This is a genomic window from Pantoea sp. Fr+CA_20 (assembly GCF_024520835.1).
GTDB classification, from domain to species: domain Bacteria; phylum Pseudomonadota; class Gammaproteobacteria; order Enterobacterales; family Enterobacteriaceae; genus Pantoea; species Pantoea allii.
Genome location: NZ_JALNPN010000003.1, coordinates 126,566 through 139,450, shown reverse-complemented (window position 1 = coordinate 139,450; position 12,885 = coordinate 126,566). Strand labels below are relative to the sequence as shown.

At 52.5% G+C, this 12,885-nt stretch carries 15 protein-coding genes; 3 read left to right on the top strand and 12 right to left on the bottom strand.

Annotated elements, in window-relative coordinates; translation table 11 throughout:
* Positions 1-12: 12 nt before the first annotated feature.
* Entirely contained in the window at positions 13-744 is a 732-nt protein-coding gene (gene artJ, locus NR177_RS05515) for an arginine ABC transporter substrate-binding protein (protein ID WP_256852436.1), read from the top strand.
* 60 nt (positions 745-804) lie between these two features.
* Here artJ and rlmC read toward each other — a convergent pair whose 3' ends face one another.
* From rlmC to NR177_RS05465, 10 genes are all read right to left on the bottom strand, one after another.
* Entirely contained in the window at positions 805-1,950 is a 1,146-nt protein-coding gene (gene rlmC, locus NR177_RS05510; RefSeq protein WP_256852435.1) for a 23S rRNA (uracil(747)-C(5))-methyltransferase RlmC, read from the bottom strand.
* 48 nt (positions 1,951-1,998) lie between these two features.
* Positions 1,999-2,466: a YbjO family protein gene (locus tag NR177_RS05505; protein WP_063878922.1), complete on the bottom strand. Its 468-nt coding sequence runs from the start codon at positions 2,464-2,466 to the stop codon at positions 1,999-2,001.
* 74 nt (positions 2,467-2,540) lie between these two features.
* Complete coding sequence (gene potI, locus NR177_RS05500; protein WP_096012207.1) at positions 2,541-3,386, bottom strand: putrescine ABC transporter permease PotI; 846 nt, start codon at positions 3,384-3,386, stop codon at positions 2,541-2,543.
* Positions 3,383-4,345, bottom strand: a complete 963-nt coding sequence (gene potH / locus NR177_RS05495) for a putrescine ABC transporter permease PotH (protein ID WP_063878920.1) — start codon at positions 4,343-4,345, stop codon at positions 3,383-3,385. Before potH ends, potI begins: the two co-directional genes overlap by 4 nt.
* Before the next feature lie 9 nt (positions 4,346-4,354).
* Complete coding sequence (gene potG, locus NR177_RS05490) at positions 4,355-5,488, bottom strand: putrescine ABC transporter ATP-binding subunit PotG (RefSeq protein WP_256852434.1); 1,134 nt, start codon at positions 5,486-5,488, stop codon at positions 4,355-4,357.
* Positions 5,489-5,602: 114 nt separating this feature from the next.
* Positions 5,603-6,712 (bottom strand): spermidine/putrescine ABC transporter substrate-binding protein PotF, encoded by a 1,110-nt coding sequence (gene potF / locus NR177_RS05485; protein WP_063878918.1) that lies wholly within the window; start codon positions 6,710-6,712, stop codon positions 5,603-5,605.
* Positions 6,713-7,204: 492 nt separating this feature from the next.
* Positions 7,205-7,684 carry a YbjN domain-containing protein gene (locus tag NR177_RS05480; RefSeq protein WP_063878917.1) on the bottom strand — a complete coding sequence of 160 codons (480 nt, stop codon included), beginning with the start codon at positions 7,682-7,684 and terminating at the stop codon, positions 7,205-7,207.
* 86 nt (positions 7,685-7,770) lie between these two features.
* Positions 7,771-8,673, bottom strand: coding sequence for a 30S ribosomal protein S6--L-glutamate ligase (gene rimK, locus NR177_RS05475; protein WP_063878916.1), 903 nt, complete (start codon positions 8,671-8,673; stop codon positions 7,771-7,773).
* Positions 8,674-8,695: 22 nt separating this feature from the next.
* Entirely contained in the window at positions 8,696-9,418 is a 723-nt protein-coding gene (gene nfsA, locus NR177_RS05470) for an oxygen-insensitive NADPH nitroreductase (RefSeq protein WP_063878915.1), read from the bottom strand.
* A gap of 11 nt (positions 9,419-9,429) precedes the next feature.
* The gene (locus NR177_RS05465; RefSeq protein WP_145395078.1) at positions 9,430-9,687 is read right to left on the bottom strand and encodes a DUF1418 family protein; all 258 of its coding nucleotides are present in this window, start codon (positions 9,685-9,687) and stop codon (positions 9,430-9,432) included.
* Between the two features lie 234 nt (positions 9,688-9,921).
* Between NR177_RS05465 and NR177_RS05460 the strand changes: the two genes are divergently transcribed.
* Positions 9,922-10,185, top strand: a complete 264-nt coding sequence (locus NR177_RS05460) for a GrxA family glutaredoxin (protein WP_063878913.1) — start codon at positions 9,922-9,924, stop codon at positions 10,183-10,185.
* A gap of 114 nt (positions 10,186-10,299) precedes the next feature.
* Here NR177_RS05460 and ybjM read toward each other — a convergent pair whose 3' ends face one another.
* Positions 10,300-10,665, bottom strand: a complete 366-nt coding sequence (gene ybjM / locus NR177_RS05455) for an inner membrane protein YbjM (RefSeq protein ID WP_256852433.1) — start codon at positions 10,663-10,665, stop codon at positions 10,300-10,302.
* Between the two features lie 253 nt (positions 10,666-10,918).
* On the opposite strand from ybjM, the gene NR177_RS05450 reads away from it, so the two are divergent.
* On the top strand, positions 10,919-12,607 hold the full coding sequence (locus NR177_RS05450) for an aspartate:alanine antiporter (protein WP_109717278.1): 1,689 nt from the start codon (positions 10,919-10,921) through the stop codon (positions 12,605-12,607).
* Here the strand turns inward: NR177_RS05450 and NR177_RS05445 are convergent.
* The gene (locus NR177_RS05445) at positions 12,602-12,760 is read right to left on the bottom strand and encodes a hypothetical protein (protein WP_156506656.1); all 159 of its coding nucleotides are present in this window, start codon (positions 12,758-12,760) and stop codon (positions 12,602-12,604) included. The genes NR177_RS05450 and NR177_RS05445 overlap by 6 nt on opposite strands.
* Between the last annotated feature and the right edge of the window lie 125 nt (positions 12,761-12,885).

The following is a 12,885-nucleotide window of genomic DNA, read 5'->3' as shown; positions in this document are numbered from 1 at the left end:
CGGGAGCCTGTAATGAAAAAATGGATGATTGCCGCCGTACTGGCAAGCCTGGCGGTAAGCGCCCAGGCGGCTGACAAAATTCGCTTCGCCACCTCTGCTACCTACCCTCCTTTTGAATCGCTGAACAGCGACAACCAGATTGTGGGTTTCGACATTGACCTGGCGAAAGCGCTGTGTGCGCAGATGAAAGCGGAATGCTCATTTACTAATACAGCGTTTGACAGCCTGATCCCTTCGCTCAAGTTCCGCCGCTATGACGCCGTCATTGCAGGTATGGATATCACTGCCGAACGCAGCAGGCAGGTTGATTTCACTCAGCCCTATTACGCGAACTCCGCCATCGTGATTGCGCCGAAAGGGAAGTTCAGTTCTGTCGATGCATTGAAAGGTAAACGTATTGGCGTTGAGAATGGTACGACGCACCAGAAATATCTGCAGGACAAGCACCCTGAAATTACAGTTGTGGCGTATGACAGCTATCAGAATGCCATTCTGGATATGAAAAGCGGTCGTCTTGACGGCGTATTTGGTGACAGCGCAGTCGTCAATCAGTGGTTAAAAAGTAACAGCGAACTGGCCAGCGTCGGTGAGCACGTAACGGATGCCGATTACTTTGGTACCGGCCTGGGCATTGCAGTACGCAAAGGTAATGACCCACTGCGCGATAAATTTAATCAGGCTCTGGCGGCGTTGAAAGCGAACGGTAGCTGGCAGAAAATTAATCAGAAATGGTTCCCTGAATAAGTATTATGGGCCAGCGGCGTGTTCTGCTGACCGGTTCTGCACTGTCCTCAGTTCAGCAGATTACCTGACTGGCCCACCCAGCCGTTGATGCGTCAGTAGCGTCAGCACTTCAAAATGCGCCGTATGCGGGAACATATCGAACAGCTGTACCTGTGTCACATCGTAATCGCTCAGCCGGGCAATATCCTGCGCCATCGTCTGCGGATTACAGCTTGAATAGAGCACATAGTCAGGCGCCATCGTGCGGAGATAATCACACAGCCCCTTTCCAATCCCCCGGCGCGGCGGATTCACCAGCACCAGCTGCGGCACCGCATCACGCTCAGTGGCAAAGGCGGTGGAATCGAGTGCGGCAAAACTGACGTTATCCAGACCCAGCATTTGTGCTGAGCGTTGCGCGCAGGCAATGGCGTCAGCACTGATCTCGATCCCGGTCAGCTGTATCTCTGGTGAAGCGCAATGCAGGCCAAATCCTCCCACGCCGCAAAACAGATCCCACATGCTGGTAATCGGAAGCTGACGCACCCAGTCGCGCGCCGTCGCGTACAGCGCACTGGCCACCTGGGGATTGGTCTGGAAAAAACTTTGGGGCCGTATCCACAGCGGAACACCGTTAAAAACGTCGGCCAGCGACTGCGTTGGCGTCAGCGCGATCTCCTCATCCCCTTCCAGAATGGCCATATGCACCGGCTGAATGTTGGCTGAAATCACACTCAGCTGCGGCAACTGCTGCTGTAGCCAGGGCAGTGCGTTTCGCAGTTGCTCCAGCTTGGTGTGCGATCGCAGAACAAAGCGCAGCATCATCCCGCCCTGGGTACTTTCGGTCAGCAGCAAATACTTGAGTTCACCGCGCTGCCGTTCGATGTTGTAAGGGGTTAAGCCTGCACGCGCGATAAAGGGTTTTAAGCTCGCCAGTACCGGGGAAAAGCTGTCGGGATAGAGCGGACAGGCGCAAAGATCCGTCGCCTCACCGTTACGCTGTACGATACCGAAAATCGGGCGCTCAACGCTGCCGCTCACCACCATCTTTGCCTTATTACGGAATCCTTGCTGGGCCGACGTGACCGGCGGCAGCCAGTGTTTAACCGGAAACGCGGCCAGCAGCTGGGTCAGTTGGGACTGTTTCTCATCAAGCTGCTGGGGATAAGGTTTTTCGAGCCACTGGCAAGAGCGGCAACGGTTAGCGTCATAGAGCGCGCAGTGCATGGTAAAGCCTGTGTTAACGGTCGGAAGGGTTGGCGGAGCGCGATTGTATCACCGCTTACGGAAAAATGCGCGGCTGCTGGCGGGGAGAAAAAGCAGCAACAGCACCACCAGATCGGGCAGTTTTTGCAGCAGCGTGCGATGGATAATCTGCAGGTTATTATCCCCTTGAATGCTGAAGATTTCCGGGTAGATCCAGCCGGTGGAAGCCATGAGCATATAAAACAGCACCACGATTTGCGCCACCACGAATCCCCAGCGTCCCCGGTTGCTGCCGCGCATCAGGGTAAAAGCACAACGCAGTTCAAATAAGAAAATGACCTGACTGGCGATAAAGATCAGCGTGGAATCCCATGACTGCGCACTGCGGTGCACAAAGTTGGCTATTTCGGCGTAACCCAGCGCATTCGCCAGCATTAACACGCTCAGACAGCGCGTGGCAATAATCGCCACGCCAGCCACCGTGACGGGCACCGGGGCTGAGGGTAAAACAGAGCCGTGTTTAAGGGTTTCCGACATGTCTTTTACTCCACCATGACGATAAAGAGGCTGGATTAACCAGCCTCGTCACAGAATGGCAAAAGTCGGCGGTTTTAGCCACGTTTCGCTTTCTGAATATCGCTTATACGCTGCTTTTCTTCATGCGCCATCACGCGCCAGGCAATAAAGCCCACGATGCCCACGACGAACAGGATCAGGGAAGCCAGCGCGTTAATCTCCGGATTCACCCCACGTCGCACCGTGGCGAAAATAGCCATTGGCAAGGTGGTGGCGCCCGGCCCGGTCACAAAGCTGGCAATCACCAGGTCATCCAGTGACAGCGTAAAGGCCAGCAGCCAGCCCGTCACAATCGCTGGTGCAATCATCGGGACCGTAATCACAAAGAAGACTTTCAACGGCGTCGCGCCCAGATCCATCGCCGCCTCTTCGATAGATCGGTCCAGCTCCCGCAGCCGCGAGTTAATCACCACCGCCACATAAGCGGTACAGAACGTCACGTGTGCCAGCCAGATGGTAAGCGTACCGCGTTCCGTTGGCCAGCCCAGCGCATTTCCTAAGCCGACAAACAGCAGTAACAGTGACAGCCCGGTGATCACATCAGGCATCACCAGCGGTGCGGTCAGCATAAAGGCAAAGCCGTTATGACCACGAAAGCGCCCAAACCGCACGATAATCACCGCCGCCATCGTGCCCAGCACCACCGCCATCGAGGCTGAAAGCCCGGCAATGGTCAGGCTCAGCAGCACCGCATCGATCATGGCATTGTCCTGAAACAGCACCCGATACCAGTTGAATGAAAACCCTTCCCAGACCGTCACCAGTTGCGAACTGTTGAAGGAGTAAACCACCAGCAGCAGCATCGGTGCATAAAGAAACAAAAAGCAGCAGGCTAAAATCGCCGTACGCCAGGGAGAGCGGATCGTTGGCAGATTGTTCATCCCTTCTCTCCCATTTCACGGTTTTGATGTTTGTGGAACCAAATAATCGGCAGAATCAAAATCAGCAAAATGATCACCGCCAGCGCAGAGGCCACAGGCCAGTCACGATTGTTAAAGAACTCCTGCCAAAGAATACGGCCAATCATAATACTGTCCGGACCGCCCAGCAGTTCGGGGATCACGTACTCGCCCACCGCCGGGATAAACACCAGCATGGAACCGGCAATGATACCGCCCTTTGTCAGGGGCACGATCACGCTGAAGAAGGTTTTCAGCGGGCGCGCGCCCAGATCCAGTGAGGCTTCCACCAGCGAATAATCGATTCGCGTCAGCGCGGTATAAATAGGCAGCACCATAAAGGGCAGATAGCAGTAGACAATCCCGATATAGACCGCCGTATTGGTATACAGAATCACTAACGGATGGTCGATCACGCCCGTCCACAGCAGAAAGCGGTTGAGAATACCGTTGTTGTTCAGCAGTCCCATCCAGGCATAAACCCGCACCAGAAACGACGTCCACGACGGCAGGATCACCAGTAACAGCAGGACAGAACGCATCGAAGGCTTGCTGTGCGCCACGGCCCACGCCAGCGGATAACCAATCAGCAGGCAGATCACGGTGGAGATAGCCGCCACTTTTAACGACTGTAAATAGGCGTCGATATACAGCGGATCGTCGCTCAGCGTGACATAGTTGCCCAGATTCAGCACCAGGCTGAGTTGATCGTCAGCCCAGTTGACCAGTTCGGTATAAGGCGGAATCGCCCGGGCAATATCCGCGAAGCTGATTTTCAAAACAATCAGGAACGGCAGCAGAAAAAAGAGAATCAGCCACAGGTAAGGTAATGCAATGACGAGCTTGCGCCCGTGCTGCATCTTTATGCGCGTTGCCCAGCGCTGCAACGGCGTACCGAGCAGCTTAGCCGGGGCTTTCGTGCGTTGAAAAATCTGGTTCATCGCGCCTCCTTAAACCGTCAATACCACGCAGCTGTCACTGTCCCAACACAGACGCACTTGATCGCCCCAGGTCGGTAACCCTTTGCGGTAGCGATGTGCATTTTGTAGCTGGGCACTGAGCATCTGGCCACTGTGCAGGCGAACATGGTAAATGGAGAGATCGCCCAGATAGGCAATGTGGACCACCTCACCGTCAGCAAAGTTACAACCCTCGGCAGGCACGTCTTCACACAGCATTACTTTTTCAGGGCGCAGGGCGACGTGAACCGGCACGTTATCCACCACCGATACGTCTGAATCGACTTTAAGAGGATGCTTCAGGCCGGGGCTGTCAATCACCAGACCGTCTTCCTGACGTTCGCGCAGCAGGCCCTCAAACACGTTTACCGAGCCGATAAACTCGGCGCTGTAGCGGCTGGTAGGATGCTCGTAAATCTCTTCCGGCTCACCGATCTGCACGAATTTGCCGCGGTTCATGATGGCAATACGCCCTGCCATCGTCATGGCTTCTTCCTGATCGTGCGTCACCATTACACAGGTCGCCCCAACGCGCTCCAGAATGTCCACCACTTCCAGCTGCATGCGGTCGCGTAGCTTTTTGTCCAGCGCCCCCATAGGTTCATCCAGCAGCAGCAGTTTCGGCCGCTTCGCCAGGCTGCGCGCCAGCGCCACGCGCTGACGTTGACCACCCGAAAGCTGGTGCGGTTTGCGTTTGGCAAATTCCTGCATGTGTACCAGCGACAGCATTTCTTCGACGCGTTGGGTGATTTCCCCTTTTGCCAGTTTGTCCTGCTTCAGGCCAAAAGCAATGTTCTGCTCTACCGTCATATGGGGAAACAGCGCGTAGCTCTGGAACATCATATTAATAGGGCGTTGATAGGGCGCGACATGCGACAGATCGTGACCATCCAATACAATCTGGCCGCTGGTGGGCTGTTCAAACCCTGCCAACATGCGTAACAGGGTTGATTTGCCACAGCCGGACGCGCCGAGCAGGGCAAAAATCTCGCCTTTATAAATGGTCAGGCTGACGTCGTCCACGGCATGCTGGCCGTCAAAGGATTTGGTCAGATTACGAATTTCCAGCAGCGGCGTTAACGCTTTTGCTGTTTTATTTTGCGGGCGAGGGATGGCATCGTTCACGAATGTAGTTCTCCGGAGCCAGGCGGAACAACGCGGCAAACAGTGCCGCTAAAAATGGCACAACAGAGGCCTGTACTGCGCCTCTGTTGCTGTTGCATAACATATGCTGTCGAATTACTTACCGCTTTTAACCTTAGTCCATGCACGTGTGCGCACGCGATCCAGTTTCGGGTCCTGAATCTTCAGCACAAACAGTTTGGCCATCGCATCCGGTGTGGGGTAAATACCGGGGTTGTTACGGATATCGGCATTAATTAACGGCAGTGAGGCTTTATTGCCGTTGGCGTAATTCATTTTATTGGACACGTCAGCAATGACTTTCGGATCCATGATGTAGTTCAGCCAGGCGTAAGCCGCATCAATATCTTTGGCGTCTTTAGGAATCGCCATCATATCGAAGAACGCGAGTGCGCCCTCTTTCGGTACGCTGTAACCAATGTTGACGCCATTCTTCGCTTTCTCCGCGCGGTTTTTCGCCTGAAGAATATCGCCCGACCAGCCAATGGCCACACAGATATTGCCGTTCGCCAGGTCGTTAATATATTGCGAAGAGTGGAAGTAACGAATATTGGGACGCAGCTTCAGCAAGAGATCCGTCGCGGCACCGGAATAATCTTTCGCATCGCTGCTGTTAGGATCTTTGCCCAGGTAGTTAAGTACGGTGGCAAAGATCTCTTCGGGCGCATCCAGGAAAGAAACGCCACAGCTTTTCAGTTTTTCCAGGTTTTCTGGTTTCATCACCAGATCCCAACTGTTTACCGGCGCATCAGCGCCCAGCGCGGCTTTAACTTTTTCGACGTTATAACCAATTCCGGTGGTGCCCCACAAATATGGAATGGCATATTTATTATCCGGGTCATGCTGGGCGACTTTCGCCATCAAGGCAGGGTCCAGATTTTTATAGTTTGGCAGTTTGCTTTTATCCAGCGGCTGAAACACGCCAGACTGAAGTTGACGTCCCAGGAAACTCGATGAAGGCACCACGATGTCATAGCCGGTGCTACCAGCCATCAGTTTGCCTTCCAGGACTTCATTGGAATCAAACACGTCATAGACCACTTTAATACCGGTCTGCTTTTCAAAATTAGGCACGGTATCTGGCGAAATATAATCCGACCAGTTATAAACGTGCAGCGTCTTATCTTCCGCCATGGTACTGGCTGAAGCAGCCATCAGCACCCCAGCCACCACACCTGACAACCATTTTTGACGTTGGTTGAACATGCTTTTAATCCTCCTGAGCGGGTTATAACAACGCTGCACATCAGTGATTCGGTTTTGCGTTTAGTGATTAAAAATCAGTTACACAATGAATCATTATTCAGTGGACGTTTAATAGTAAAAACCTATACCTGCACGGCATTCTCACTGTTGTCGCCGCCCCGCAAGCATAGCCCCCCCGTTCAGGGTTAACCAGATCTCAGCGTAAAAAACGCCTGAACTCAATATTTTATGCATGTTTAAGCTATGAGGTTCGGCTTTTATGGCATAAACAACGTCATTAATCTGGCAATTAAGGGCTTAATGCAGAATAAAACATTACGGTTATAAATTAACCTGTGTTGTTCACAATTGATAACATTAAGAATTACAGGCGCTGAACCGCAAAAATCGTCGTTGTGGCGTCAGCCAGGAGGGGAAATACGTGGCAGGTAACAGAGGGCGCGTCGGAAATAAAAAAGCCGTCAATGATGACGGCTTAATCAACGCAGGGGTTTAATGCAGGACAGAATGCATGGCGCTGCTTGCAACATGCTCTTCATCTTCACCTATCATCAGCAAATTATTGGCAAAGGCTTCCATGATGACCATGGAAATCTCTTCTTCACTCTGCTTCATAAAATGCGAGAACTGACCGAAGGTTAACCCGGCCGTGGTCATCATTGACTGGCAAACAATAAGCTTAGGCAGATTGTCATCCTGTATATCGATGAACGCCTTAACCGTCAACGAACTGGCGTTGATTTGCGATAAGTCACCCACCAGCGGAATTAATGCGGTCGGTTTGACTTCCGCCAGTGCTGAAAACAGAATGACGTTATCGACCAGGTCGATTTTAGCGTCAAACACCCCGTCGAAGTTTTGCATATGCGGCAAATGAAGCGCCTGGCAAGCATCACATTCAAACCAAGTGATATTTTGCTGATCCAGCCAACGACGCAGCAGGTCGATATCCGGAACGACAAGAGAATCCATTGTAAAATCCCATGGGGTGATAAATAAGCGACCTAGCTTACGGAAAAACCGGGTGAGATTCCACGAAAACCACTGGAAAACGCGGGTCAACCCGCGGTTTTAGGACGGAGCCCGGGGGTAGCATGCCGTTCAATGTGGTCGATCATCATGCCGGCAATGTCCAGACCGCTTGTGGTTTCAATGCCTTCCAGGCCGGGAGACGCATTTACCTCCATGACCAACGGGCCACGTTTTGAGCGCAGAATATCCACGCCTGCCACATCCAGCCCCAATACAGCGGCAGCTTTCACCGCCATCTCACGTTCCTGCTCGCTGATGTCAACCGTACAGGCGGTACCGCCTCGATGTAAATTCGAACGGAAATCCCCTTCTTTCGCCTGACGCTCAATGGCTGCCACGACACGATCGCCGATCACCAGGCAACGCACATCGCGCCCACGCGCTTCCTGGATAAACTCCTGCACTAAAATATGTGCATTAAGCCCGCGAAAGGCATCAATGACGCTTTCTGCCGCCTGGCGCGTCTCGGCCAGTACGACGCCAATGCCCTGGGTTCCCTCGACCAGTTTCACCACCAGCGGTGCACCGCCCACCATGGCGATCAGGTCCTGAGTATCATCCGGAGAAGAGGCAAAACCCGTTACCGGCATATCTATCCCGTCCCGGGCCAGCAGTTGCAGGGAACGGAGTTTGTCGCGCGCGCGGGTCACAGCGGCGGATTCGTTTAACGGATAACTGCCGCACATTTCGAACTGGCGTAACACCGCGGTGCCATAAAAGGTAATACCGGTGCCAATGCGCGGAATAACGGCATCGAAATGCCCCAACAGCTCGCCGCGGTAGTGAATACCGGGCGAGGCGGGGTTAATGTTCATATAACAAGAGAGAGGATCAATGATCTGCACAAAATGACCGCGCTGTTCGGCGACGTCACGTAAACGGCGACAGGAATAAAGCGTTCCATCGCGCGACAGAATGGCCATTTTCATCCATCAAAATCCTTGCGTTAAATTAGCGTGTTGCCCAGCCCTGCTGATGCAGGTAATCCAGCATAAACGGGCGGGTTTCTTTGATGATCAGGCGCTGAATCAACTGGCTCCAGGTTTCGCTACGCTGATTGCTGTCGCGTTGTTCATAGTAGATCGCCGTACGGCTATCGTAATCAGCCAGCACAGCCGGGTCCACAGGTTGATAACGATTTTCATGTACCAGCATCGACTGCGGAATACGTGGTTTCACATCCGGCACGGATTCAGGATAGCCCAGGCAGAAACCAAACAGCGGCAGCACAAACTTTGGCAGCCCCAGCAGCTCGGTTACCTGGGCGATGTTGTTACGAATACCACCAATAAATACGCCGCCCAGCCCCAGGGATTCTGCTGCTACCATGGCATTCTGCGCCATCAGTGCTGTATCCACACAGCCGAGCAGCAGCTGTTCTGCCCGGCCTAACTGGGCATCCGGGCAGATTTGCAGATGACGATTAAAGTCCGCGCAAAATACCCAAAATTCCGCCGCATCGGCCACCCACGTCTGGCCGCCCGTCAGGGTAACCAGTTGATCGCGTAACGCCGGATCGGTCACGCGTACAATGGATGAGCACTGCAAAAAGCTGGATGTGGACGCCGATTGCGCCGCAGCAATAATCGCGTCACGCTGTTCAGTACTCACCTTCTGGTCAGTGAAAGAACGGATTGAACGGTGGCTGCACAGTAAATCGATAGTCGGTGTCATAAAATCTCCAGCTAATTCTCTTTTTTTTCAGATTGGTTGAACAACTGCGGCGCCAGTGCTTTGGCACAGCGCCACATCAACAGCCAGGCGGCAGGTAACATCAGCATAATGCCGATGATAAACAGCGCGGTCGCTAAGTGCTTACTTCCGGCACCGTTGGGCAGGCCAGGTAACCAACGGTTAACCACGACCAGCGCGCCGACAATAAGCAAACCGCCCAGCGCTTCCATTGCCAGTATGGTCTTAGGCAACGTTGCGATGTTCCGCATAGCTTTCTCCTGCCTCAAGGCTAATTGACTCTCAATTATGGATAACATCCCTTAAATTGCACATCAGCGGTTTCAGATCGCGCTCTGACTCACTTTGTGGATTCATAGGATGCAGGCATCAGACTAACAGGTAAATCCTGCTTTCTTTAAGCGCGACGAGCGGGCATCATTATCGGCTTTCCTGACTTTGTCGTGTGATCATCATCACACAACGTACCTCGCAAGGAGTTCTCAATGATTGCTGTTATTTTTGGTCGTCCCGGCTGCCCTTACTGCGTTCGCGCCAAAGAACTGGCGGATAAACTGCAGGCCGATCGTGATGATTTCAACTACCAGTATGTTGATATTCAGGCGGAAGGCATTACCAAAGCCGATCTCGAAGCCAGTGCGGGCAAACCGGTCAGCACCGTACCGCAGATTTTCCTGGACGATCAGCATATCGGTGGCTACACCGAGTTTGCGGCGTGGACAAAAGAGAATCTGGGATTTGTTGCCTGAGCAACAGAGGCGGTAACCTGAATGTGCGCGCTGGCGTGATGCCAGCCGCGCCTTAATGAAATGGCTGACCTGACTCAACAGGATAACGAGCAGTACATAACCCCGTATAAGCACTTAACGTCTGGACGCGGCGATCAGTCGCAGCAACCGCACGAGTAGTGCACCGCATCCCGCCCAAAACATGCCGCTCAGGCTCCAGATAGCAATATAATCCCATCGGGTAGGCTCAGCGAAAACGCCATGCAATAACAGCGCGGCCAGTAGCGTCCCGGTAAACGCCATAATCAGCGTACTTTTTAGCGGTGCTTCTTGCTGCATCAGCGCCATTAATGCACCAGGTAGCAAAAAAAACAGCAGTTCAGGCTGGCTGTGTAACACCTGCTTATCTAACAGCCGGAAATCCTGAGTAAACATAAAGACTAAACAATAAAACACGCCACCTGACAGGCAGGTTGCCCAGAAATAATAACGCTGCGGCATAACTCCCCACTCATTAAAAACTCGCCAAAACATCGTCTGTGACCTTGCTGAGCCCGGTGGAAATAAAAATAAACAGTCGTTTGCCATACGAATGAAAGTCGCCAATGGCTGAGAATGGTTTTTCTGATTAGAATATTGGCCTCGTTACCTTTTCAGAAATCGATGATCGCTGAAGGTAATCTTACGGCTTGCTCAAGATAGCGAAAAACAAGCCTCTCTTCAATAGGTTACAAGTAAACAAGAAGTTAAAATGTTGAATGTTAACATCGCAGAATTGTTAAGAGGTAATGACATTCTGTTATTATTTTTCGTGCTGGCTCTGGGACTTTGTCTGGGGAAATTACGTTTTGGCTCGGTGCAACTCGGCAATTCCATTGGCGTATTAGTGGTTTCGTTATTATTAGGCCAGCAGCACTTCTCGATGAATACAGATGCCCTAAGCCTGGGCTTTATGTTGTTTATTTTTTGTGTCGGTATTGAGGCGGGTCCCAACTTTTTTTCTATTTTCTTTCGGGACGGCAAAAATTATTTCATGCTCGCCATCGTGATGGTGGTCAGCGCCCTGCTGTTGGCCCTGGGATTTGGCAAATTCTTTGGCTGGGATATCGGGCTGACCGCGGGCCTTCTGGCCGGTTCCATGACCTCTACGCCGGTACTGGTCGGTGCAGGCGATACGTTGCGCCAGAGCATCAGCGATCCTAAACAGCTCAGCATGATGCAGGATCAACTCAGTCTGGGCTATGCCGTTACCTACCTGATAGGGTTAGTCAGCCTGATTTTTGGCGCTCGCTATCTCCCCCGTCTGCAACATCAGGACTTACCCACCAGCGCACAACAAATTGCACGTGAGCGCGGCCTTGACGCTGACAGCCAGCGCAAAGTGTTTCTGCCGGTGATTCGTGCTTATCGTGTGGGCCCGGAGCTGGTGGCATGGAGCGGCGGTAAGAATCTACGTGAGCTCGGGATCTATCGCCAGACAGGCTGCTATATCGAACGTATCCGCCGTAATGGCATCCTCGCCAGTCCGGATGGCGATGCGGTGCTGCAACTGGGGGATGATATTTCGCTGGTGGGCTATCCGGATGCGCACGCGCGACTGGATGCCAGCTTCCGTAACGGAAAAGAAGTCTTTGACCGCGATTTGCTGGATATGCGGATTGTGACCGAAGAGATTGTGGTAAAAAACCACAACGCCGTAAACAAGCGGCTGAGCAAACTCAATCTTACCGATCACGGCTGCTTTTTAAACCGCGTGATTCGCAGCCAGATTGAGATGCCAATTGACGACAATATCATGCTCAATAAAGGCGATGTGTTGCAGGTCAGTGGTGAGGCGCGGCGGGTAAAAAGTGTGGCGGATCGCATTGGCTTTATTGCAATTCACAGCCAGATAACCGACCTGCTGGCATTCTGTGCCTTTTTTATCATCGGCCTGATGGTCGGGTTGATTACGTTTCAATTCAGCAACTTCAGTTTTGGCATCGGTAATGCCGCAGGGTTGCTGTTTGCCGGCATTATGCTGGGCTTCCTGCGCGCTAACCATCCCACCTTTGGCTATATTCCGCAAGGTGCGCTGACGATGGTTAAAGAGTTTGGGCTGATGGTGTTTATGGCAGGCGTTGGCCTGAGTGCCGGGAGCGGTATCGACCATGGCATATCGGCTAACGGCGCGCTGATGCTCTTGTGCGGCCTGTTGGTCAGCCTGTTGCCGGTAGTGATTTGCTACCTGTTTGGCGCTTATGTTCTACGCATGAACCGCGCGCTGCTTTTCGGGGCCATTATGGGTGCACGCACCTGCGCACCGGCTATGGAGATTATCAGCGATACGGCGCGCAGTAATATTCCTGCGCTGGGCTATGCCGGCACCTACGCCATTGCGAACGTTTTGCTGACGCTGGCGGGCACATTAATCGTTATTATCTGGCCGTTACTACCCTTATAAAATTTTTTTACTGACGTCCAGAACTTTTTTTACCGACCACAGTCTGAATAAGTGCCACTGCTTTTCTTTGAAATCCCCAAATTGTGGAGCCCGCTGGTCTTTTTCCCAGCGGGTTTTTTTATGCCTTGCATCCTGCCCGCCCCACTTCAACATTAAAACTTCACCAAACTTAAACCATTTTGCAACCTTAGTGCAGATTAAGAACCTTGTGATGGACTCTCTGCCCGTCTGCACGCAGGATAGGCAGCTTATTTTGTTAGCAACATGTGCTAGCAGAT

Bases quoted from the DNA above. Each gene is read 5' to 3' on its own strand.
- artJ (WP_256852436.1), top strand. From the start codon at position 13: ATGAAAAAATGGATGATTGCCGCCGTACTGGCAAGCCTGGCGGTAAGC.
- rlmC (WP_256852435.1), bottom strand. From the start codon at position 1,950: ATGCACTGCGCGCTCTATGACGCTAACCGTTGCCGCTCTTGCCAGTGG.
- NR177_RS05505 (WP_063878922.1), bottom strand. From the start codon at position 2,466: ATGTCGGAAACCCTTAAACACGGCTCTGTTTTACCCTCAGCCCCGGTG.
- potI (WP_096012207.1), bottom strand. From the start codon at position 3,386: ATGAACAATCTGCCAACGATCCGCTCTCCCTGGCGTACGGCGATTTTA.
- potH (WP_063878920.1), bottom strand. From the start codon at position 4,345: ATGAACCAGATTTTTCAACGCACGAAAGCCCCGGCTAAGCTGCTCGGT.
- potF (WP_063878918.1), bottom strand. From the start codon at position 6,712: ATGTTCAACCAACGTCAAAAATGGTTGTCAGGTGTGGTGGCTGGGGTG.
- NR177_RS05480 (WP_063878917.1), bottom strand. From the start codon at position 7,684: ATGGATTCTCTTGTCGTTCCGGATATCGACCTGCTGCGTCGTTGGCTG.
- rimK (WP_063878916.1), bottom strand. From the start codon at position 8,673: ATGAAAATGGCCATTCTGTCGCGCGATGGAACGCTTTATTCCTGTCGC.
- nfsA (WP_063878915.1), bottom strand. From the start codon at position 9,418: ATGACACCGACTATCGATTTACTGTGCAGCCACCGTTCAATCCGTTCT.
- NR177_RS05465 (WP_145395078.1), bottom strand. From the start codon at position 9,687: ATGCGGAACATCGCAACGTTGCCTAAGACCATACTGGCAATGGAAGCG.
- NR177_RS05460 (WP_063878913.1), top strand. From the start codon at position 9,922: ATGATTGCTGTTATTTTTGGTCGTCCCGGCTGCCCTTACTGCGTTCGC.
- ybjM (WP_256852433.1), bottom strand. From the start codon at position 10,665: ATGCCGCAGCGTTATTATTTCTGGGCAACCTGCCTGTCAGGTGGCGTG.
- NR177_RS05445 (WP_156506656.1), bottom strand. From the start codon at position 12,760: ATGTTGAAGTGGGGCGGGCAGGATGCAAGGCATAAAAAAACCCGCTGG.